Source organism: Gemmiger formicilis (assembly GCF_016901605.1).
In the GTDB taxonomy this organism is placed as follows: Bacteria; Bacillota; Clostridia; order Oscillospirales; family Ruminococcaceae; genus Gemmiger; species Gemmiger formicilis_B.
Genome location: NZ_JACJKP010000160.1, coordinates 1 through 6,740, shown reverse-complemented (window position 1 = coordinate 6,740; position 6,740 = coordinate 1). Strand labels below are relative to the sequence as shown.

The window sequence follows — 6,740 nt, the reverse complement described above, 5'->3', positions numbered from 1 at the left end:
GCGCGGCGCCGGGCGGCAAAAGTCTGACCATGGCGCAGCAGATGCAAAACACCGGAAGTCTTGTCAGTGGAGAAGTGGTCCCTGGACGGGTACACCTGATAGAAAAGGCTTTTCAGCGTTGCGGCGTGACCTGTGCCCGGGCGGTACAGAACGATGCCACGGTTTTCAGAAGCGACTGGGGCAAATTCGACCGCGTTCTGTGCGATGTGCCTTGTTCCGGGCTGGGAGTTATCGCCAAAAAGCCGGATATTCGCTATAAAGATTTGGCAGGAATGGAAAATTTGTGCGCCATTCAGCAAAAAATCTTGCAAAACGGTGCCGATTCTCTTGCCGAAAACGGCCGTTTGGTGTATTCTACCTGTACAATCAATTCTCAAGAGAATCAGGTACAAGTCGAGAACTTCTTAAAAAACAACCCGGATTTTCGTGTGGTAACCCCCGATCTTTCTTTGCCGGGGATGCAGGTAGGACCGTATGGCACACTGTTTTTGCCGCATAAAACGGGCACTGACGGCTTTTTTGTAGCCATTTTGGAAAAACTTTCGACATAATTTTGGTATATACTTTTGGTATATACTATAGAATGGGAAAGGGGGAGCTCCTGTGAACGAAGCACAAAAGGTCTGTTTGTCTGACCTAACGCTGGACAAGTTGACGGACTATATGGTTGCGCTTGGACAGCCGAAGTTCCGCGCAAAACAGATTTTTAAGTGGCTGCACCAGAAATTGGTGACGGAGTTCACCCAGATGACGGATCAGCCGAAAAATCTGCTGGCAGTTCTGGAAGAACAGTGCACCATTGCAGCGCCTACGATTCGGCGTCGCCAGCAGTCCAAGGATGGTACCGTCAAATATTTGTTGCAATTGTCGGACGGCAACTGTATTGAAACGGTTCTGATGCGGTATAAATACGGAAATACCGTTTGTGTTTCCACGCAGGTCGGCTGTGCCATGGGGTGCCGTTTTTGCGCTTCCACACAGGCCGGTCGTGTCCGGGATCTGACGCCCGGCGAAATTGCAGCAGAAATCTATACAGCACAAAAAGATACCGGAGAACGTGTTTCTCATATTGTGCTGATGGGAATCGGGGAACCCTTGCACAACTTTGACAACGTGATGGATTTCCTGGAGATCATCTCCTGCCCGGAAGGGGTCAACATCGGTATGCGCAATATCAGCTTGTCCACTTGTGGCCTGGTACCCAAGATTGATGAGCTGGCCAAGCGGCATTTGCAGCTGACTTTGTCGGTGTCTCTTCATGCACCGGACAACGTCACACGCTCCGGTATGATGCCTGTAAACGATGCGTACCCGTTGGAACAGCTGATTCCGGCTTGCCGCAGATATCAAAAAGAAACCGGCCGCCGCATCAGTTTTGAGTATTCCATGGTGCGGGGCGTAAATGACAGTTCCGAGATGGCGCAGAAGTTGGCGCATTTGATCCACGGCATGGGTGCCCATGTCAATTTGATCCCCATCAATCCTGTGGATGGAAGCCCCTATTCTGCTACCGATGAAGCAAATGTGCGCAGATTCCAGCAGGAGTTGGAACATTTAGGGGTCAATGCCACCGTACGCCGCCGGCTTGGCACGGATATCAGTGCCGCATGCGGACAGCTGCGGCGCGAAGATGCGCAGGCATCCGGCTGAGAGCCTGCAGCCAGATGATGAAAAAAGAGTAAACCAAGGAAAGGAACATCCTGAATGAAGATTGCCGCGATTACCGACATCGGCAGCTGTCGCCAGGAAAATCAGGATAACTACTGTGCGCAGCAGCTGGCAGGCGGTACCGCCTGGGGCATTGTCTGCGATGGTATGGGTGGCGTAAACGGGGGACGCGTTGCGGCCCGCATTGCCACCGATACCATGCAGCAGTATTTTGCCCGCCAGATGCATGCTCTGCAGCCGGGGGGAGAAAAAAGCTTTATTATGCGTGGTTTTGACGTGACAAACCGCGCAGTATATGATAAGGCAACCTCGGACCCGGAAATGCTGGGTATGGGCACTACCGGTGTGTGTGCTTATGCAGGCAACGGATATGCGCATATTGTGCATGCGGGGGATTCCAGAGCTTATCTGTATCATGAAGGGGAGCTGCGGCAGATCACACGGGATCATTCCATGGTGCAGCAATTGGTGGATAGCGGCCAGATCACCCGGGAACAGGCATCTTTGCATCCGCAAAAGAACCTGATCACACGGGCACTTGGCGTAGCCGCCAATATTGTGCCGGAATATAATCGCTGCGAAATTGAGGCCGGAGATATTCTTCTGCTGTGTACCGATGGCTTGACCAATATGATTTCGGACAGCGAAATTGCACGCATCTTAAAAGAGGTTCCGTTCTTTGATGCAACCAGCATTCTGGTGGACCGTGCGCTGCAGGCGGGCGGTCAGGATAACATTACGGTTTTGTTAATGGGCGTGGAAACAACGGAGGTCAACAATGGATAAACTGATTGGCAAGCGACTGGATGGCCGATATTTGATTCAAAGCCTGGTCGGCGTCGGCGGTATGGCCAACGTGTATCGTGGCGTCGACGAAAAAACAGGCAACGCCATCGCAGTCAAGGTTCTGAAAGAAGAATTTTTGGATAACGAAGAACTTGTACGCCGTTTCAAAAACGAGTCCAAGGCGATCTCGATCCTGGATCATCCCAATATTGTAAAGGTATACGACGTATCGGTTACCGATCGGCTGCAGTATATCGTTATGGAATATGTGGATGGTATCACCCTGAAAGAATACCTCAAACAGCGTGGTGGGGCACTGACCTGGAAAGAAACCGTGCATTTTGCCACGCAGGTTCTGGGGGCATTGCAGCACGCCCATTCCAAAGGCATTATTCACCGCGACGTAAAGCCGCAGAATATTATGCTGTTGGCGGATGGTTCCATCAAGATGATGGATTTTGGCATTGCCCGTTTTTCTCGTGCGCAAAGCCAGACTGTCAGCGACAAGGCCATTGGTTCGGTACACTATATCAGCCCCGAACAGGCTAAGGGGGACAAGACCGACGCCCGCACGGATTTGTACTCGGTCGGTGTAATGCTGTACGAGATGCTTTCCGGACGGTTGCCTTTTGACGGTGACGGTGCTGTTTCGATCGCTATTATGCAAATTTCCGATAAGGCAAAACCGTTGGCTCAGGTAGCCCCCAATGTACCGGAAGGGCTGCGCCAGATCACCGAGAAAGCCATGGAAAAAGACCCTGCCAAACGCTATCAGAGTGCACAGGAAATGCTGGATGCCATTGAGGAATTCAAGCATAACCCTTCGGTACGGTTCGAATACGAATACAGAAATACACAGGATAATCCGGAAAAGAGTATCAATCGAGTGGTAAACAACGCAAAGGCCGGCGCAAAGGGCAGCAACATTCGCACGGGGGATGCGCGCCGTGTGGGTACGTCCAACCCGGGACGCAGCAAATCCGGCAAAAAAGCGCGCAAGGATAAAAAGCCGTTCTCGCTTCTGCCTATCTTCTTTGGTATGGCTGTAGCGTTTGTGATTGGTGCGGCAATTCTCATTTATCTGATTTTCACCAATTCCAGTAACTTGTTGTTCTCCAACCGTGCCGACGTGACCATCATCAACTTTGTAGGAATGACGTTGGACGAGTACCGTGCTTCGGAATATAACACGTTACTGAAGCTGCAGGAGGCAGAAGAGTATAACTCTACCTATCCGGCGGGGACGATTATCCGCCAAAACCCTAAGGCAGGGCGTACCGTAAAAGAGGGTCAGAAAATCACACTGACCGTCAGCCTGGGTACGCAGTATGTAACGATTCCCGAAACCAAAAATATGGTTGCCGAGGATGCGGAGCAGACGCTGAAGGATATGGGATTGAATGTTCTGCAAAAGCCGATGCAGGATAATACCGTGGCTAACGGCGCTGTGATTTACACAAGCCCTGCTGCCGGCGAAACGGTCGAGGGCGATTCCACGGTTATTTTGTATGTAAGCCGTGCGGTGATCAACAACACCAACTATGTACCGAGTGTTACCGGAAAAACTCTGGAAGATGCGAAAAACGATCTGAAGGTTTTGAACTTCTCGGTACGTACCATTGAACAGGCCAGTACCGAACCGGCCGGAACGGTTTTGAGCCAGAGCCCGGCTGCCGGTACCGAAGCAAAGGTGACAACCATTGTGACTCTGGTTGTTTCCACCGGTGTACCGGAAACGCCTGCCGAAACGCCGGCACCCAGCGGCGGTGGTATCCAGGAGAGCACCTGGTGGAGTTCTGACGGCAGCCATCAGATTACGCAGCGTACTGACGGTACCATGTGGAACGAGAATGGTGTACAGTGTGATGCGGAAGGCAACCCGATCGCATGATGACTGATACCATGAATTATATTACAAAGGGAATTGGCGGCTTCTACTATGTCCGTACACCGGAAGGAATTGTAGAATGTAAAGCGCGCGGAATCTTCCGCAAGCGTGGAATTACGCCGGTGGCAGGAGATAATGTGGTTCTTTCGGATGACAGAACCATGATTGACGAGATTTTGCCGCGAAAAAATGTCTTTATCCGTCCGCCGGTTGCCAATTTGGATGTACTTTTTATCGTTGCCAGCACAACCCAGCCGGTTCCCAGCACGTTGGTGCTGGACCAGCTGGCAGCGGCCGCCCTTTACAAAGAGGTGCAGCCTGTGCTGGTTGTGACGAAGGCAGATTTGGCAGCGGCTGATATGCTGGCACAGGCATATGCTACCAGTGGCATCCCGCTGGTTCAGCTCCATTATGAAACCGGGGAAGGCCTGGATACGATTCGTCAGTATATCGAAGGACATCTGTGCGCATTTTGCGGTAACTCCGGCGTAGGAAAGTCTACGTTGCTGAATGCCTTGGCACCGGAGCTGAAACGGGAAACCGGACAGATCAGCCATAAGTTAGGCCGGGGCCGTCACACCACCCGAGAAGTGGAGATTTTTGAAATCTGCGGCGGGCGTTTGGCGGATACGCCGGGCTTTGCCAGCCTGGAAGCACAAAAGCTGTGCCGTATTCCCAAAGAAGATTTACAGCATACATTTCCTGAATTTGAGCCGTATTTCGGGCAGTGTCGTTTTACAGGCTGTTCCCACAGAAGTGAAACAGGCTGTGCCGTGCGCGAAGCGGTAGAGGAAGGAAAAATCAGCAAGACCCGATACGCCAGCTATCTGGCTATGTACGAAGAAGCCAATGCCCGGAAAGAGTGGGAACGATGAGCAAACGTGCCGTAGTATTTTCCGCGGTACCAATTGGAACGGAAATGTCCGGTTATCTGCAGCCGAATGATTTTATTGTTGCCTGCGATGCAGGATACCACAATGCAGCGCGTTTAGGTGTTAAACCCGATCTTATAGTGGGCGATTTTGATTCGGCTCCCCAACCCAAAACAGACCGGCAAACCATTGTGCTGCCTCATGTCAAGGACGATACCGATACCCAGTTTGCCGCCCGCTGGCTGGTTGAACATGGATATGAGGAAGTGGTTATGCTCGGAGCTTTGGGTGGTGCACGGGTTGAGCATATGTTTGCCAATATTTCCACAGGGCTTTACCTGGCACTGCACGGCGTGCATGTAATTTTGGCAGACGCTAAAAGCGAAATGCATTATCTTCTGCCGAAGCATCCGCTGACGTTGCCGCGCAAAGACTGGATGTATCTTTCGGTTTATGCACTGGGGGCGCCTATGACCGGTGTGACGCTGCAAGGAGTGTATTATCCCCTGCAGGATGCCACTTTGTCTGAGTTGGATTACCCTTTGGGAACCAGCAATGAATTTACCGAACCGGTTGCCCGTCTGCAATGCGGTTCCGGTCATGGACTGGTGATTCTGACGCGGGCCGACGGGTAACACATCTGTGGGTGGACTGCATAGTATGGCATACATCACGAAATGAAAGTGAGGTGCATGCCATGCATGTGGTTGTGGTCCGCTGCCCGCGCGCGCTGCGCTGGCTGCTTCGTGCAGCATTTAAAGTCTGAAATCTTTTACGAAGATCCCTGCCATAAGGCAGGGATTATTTTTTTGCCCTGCCGCATATACATGCACCAGACAACCAACCAAGCGATAGATGGAAAGGGGCAATCAGACATGGAACTTAAGGTGTTCAAAGACACCATAGCTGCGTATGGAGGACGGTGGGAAACCCGGCTGGAGCTGCCGGTGGAGACCGAAATCCTGATTCCGGATTATCTTCCGGCTGTATTTAAGATTGTCAAATGCCTAATGGAACCGGTGGTTCTGCAAAATCGCGTAAGCGGCGGCCGCTGGCACACCGAAGGGTACCTGCGCTGTACGGTATATTATCAAAGCGATGAACCGGGCTGCCGGCTTTACCGAACAGAACAAAAATTTGCCTTTGAAAAAACGGTCGAGCTTCCTGCCGGTGCATATGCGGAAGGACCGGCACAGATGTGGGGTGAGCCGGAATACTGTAACTGCCGTGCGGTCAGTGAGCATCGTATTGATTTGCGCGGTGCGTACATTCTATGCGGTGCGGTATCGGCAATCAAAGAATGTGAGTTGCTCACATCGTTGGCAGACTGCGGCGTTGAACAGCGCACACGGGAACTCTGCGGATTGCAGCGCGTAACAGCGGAGGAAAAGACCATTACCGCAGAGACAACCATCCTGCTGCCGGATGCCGGTGATGCGATCCTGGATATTGGGGGAACTTTCGCACTGGGGAATGTGACATTGCAAACCGGTCAGGCCAGTGTACAGGGAACTTTGCAGATGCAG

General features: G+C 52.0%; 7 protein-coding genes. All 7 read left to right on the top strand.

All coding sequences use genetic code 11. The features are described 5' to 3' along the window. A partial coding sequence (locus H6B10_RS11465) for an RsmB/NOP family class I SAM-dependent RNA methyltransferase (RefSeq protein WP_430661758.1) occupies positions 1 to 551 on the top strand: 551 nt, incomplete at its 5' end. A 52-nt stretch (positions 552 to 603) separates the two neighbouring features. Continuing rightward, positions 604 to 1,650: a 23S rRNA (adenine(2503)-C(2))-methyltransferase RlmN gene (gene rlmN, locus H6B10_RS11460; RefSeq protein ID WP_330030801.1), complete on the top strand. Its 1,047-nt coding sequence runs from the start codon at positions 604 to 606 to the stop codon at positions 1,648 to 1,650. Between the two features lie 54 nt (positions 1,651 to 1,704). Beyond that, the gene (locus H6B10_RS11455) at positions 1,705 to 2,454 is read left to right on the top strand and encodes a Stp1/IreP family PP2C-type Ser/Thr phosphatase (RefSeq protein ID WP_204651731.1); all 750 of its coding nucleotides are present in this window, start codon (positions 1,705 to 1,707) and stop codon (positions 2,452 to 2,454) included. Then, positions 2,447 to 4,345 (top strand): Stk1 family PASTA domain-containing Ser/Thr kinase, encoded by a 1,899-nt coding sequence (gene pknB / locus H6B10_RS11450; protein WP_204651730.1) that lies wholly within the window; start codon positions 2,447 to 2,449, stop codon positions 4,343 to 4,345. The genes H6B10_RS11455 and pknB overlap by 8 nt, the downstream gene beginning before the upstream one ends. A gap of 11 nt (positions 4,346 to 4,356) precedes the next feature. Continuing rightward, positions 4,357 to 5,217: a ribosome small subunit-dependent GTPase A gene (gene rsgA, locus H6B10_RS11445; protein WP_204651729.1), complete on the top strand. Its 861-nt coding sequence runs from the start codon at positions 4,357 to 4,359 to the stop codon at positions 5,215 to 5,217. Then, positions 5,214 to 5,849: a thiamine diphosphokinase gene (locus H6B10_RS11440; protein WP_204651728.1), complete on the top strand. Its 636-nt coding sequence runs from the start codon at positions 5,214 to 5,216 to the stop codon at positions 5,847 to 5,849. Before rsgA ends, H6B10_RS11440 begins: the two co-directional genes overlap by 4 nt. 240 nt (positions 5,850 to 6,089) lie before the next feature. Continuing rightward, positions 6,090 to 6,740 (top strand): DUF3794 domain-containing protein (locus tag H6B10_RS11435; RefSeq protein WP_204651727.1); only part of this gene is annotated, 651 nt, incomplete at its 3' end.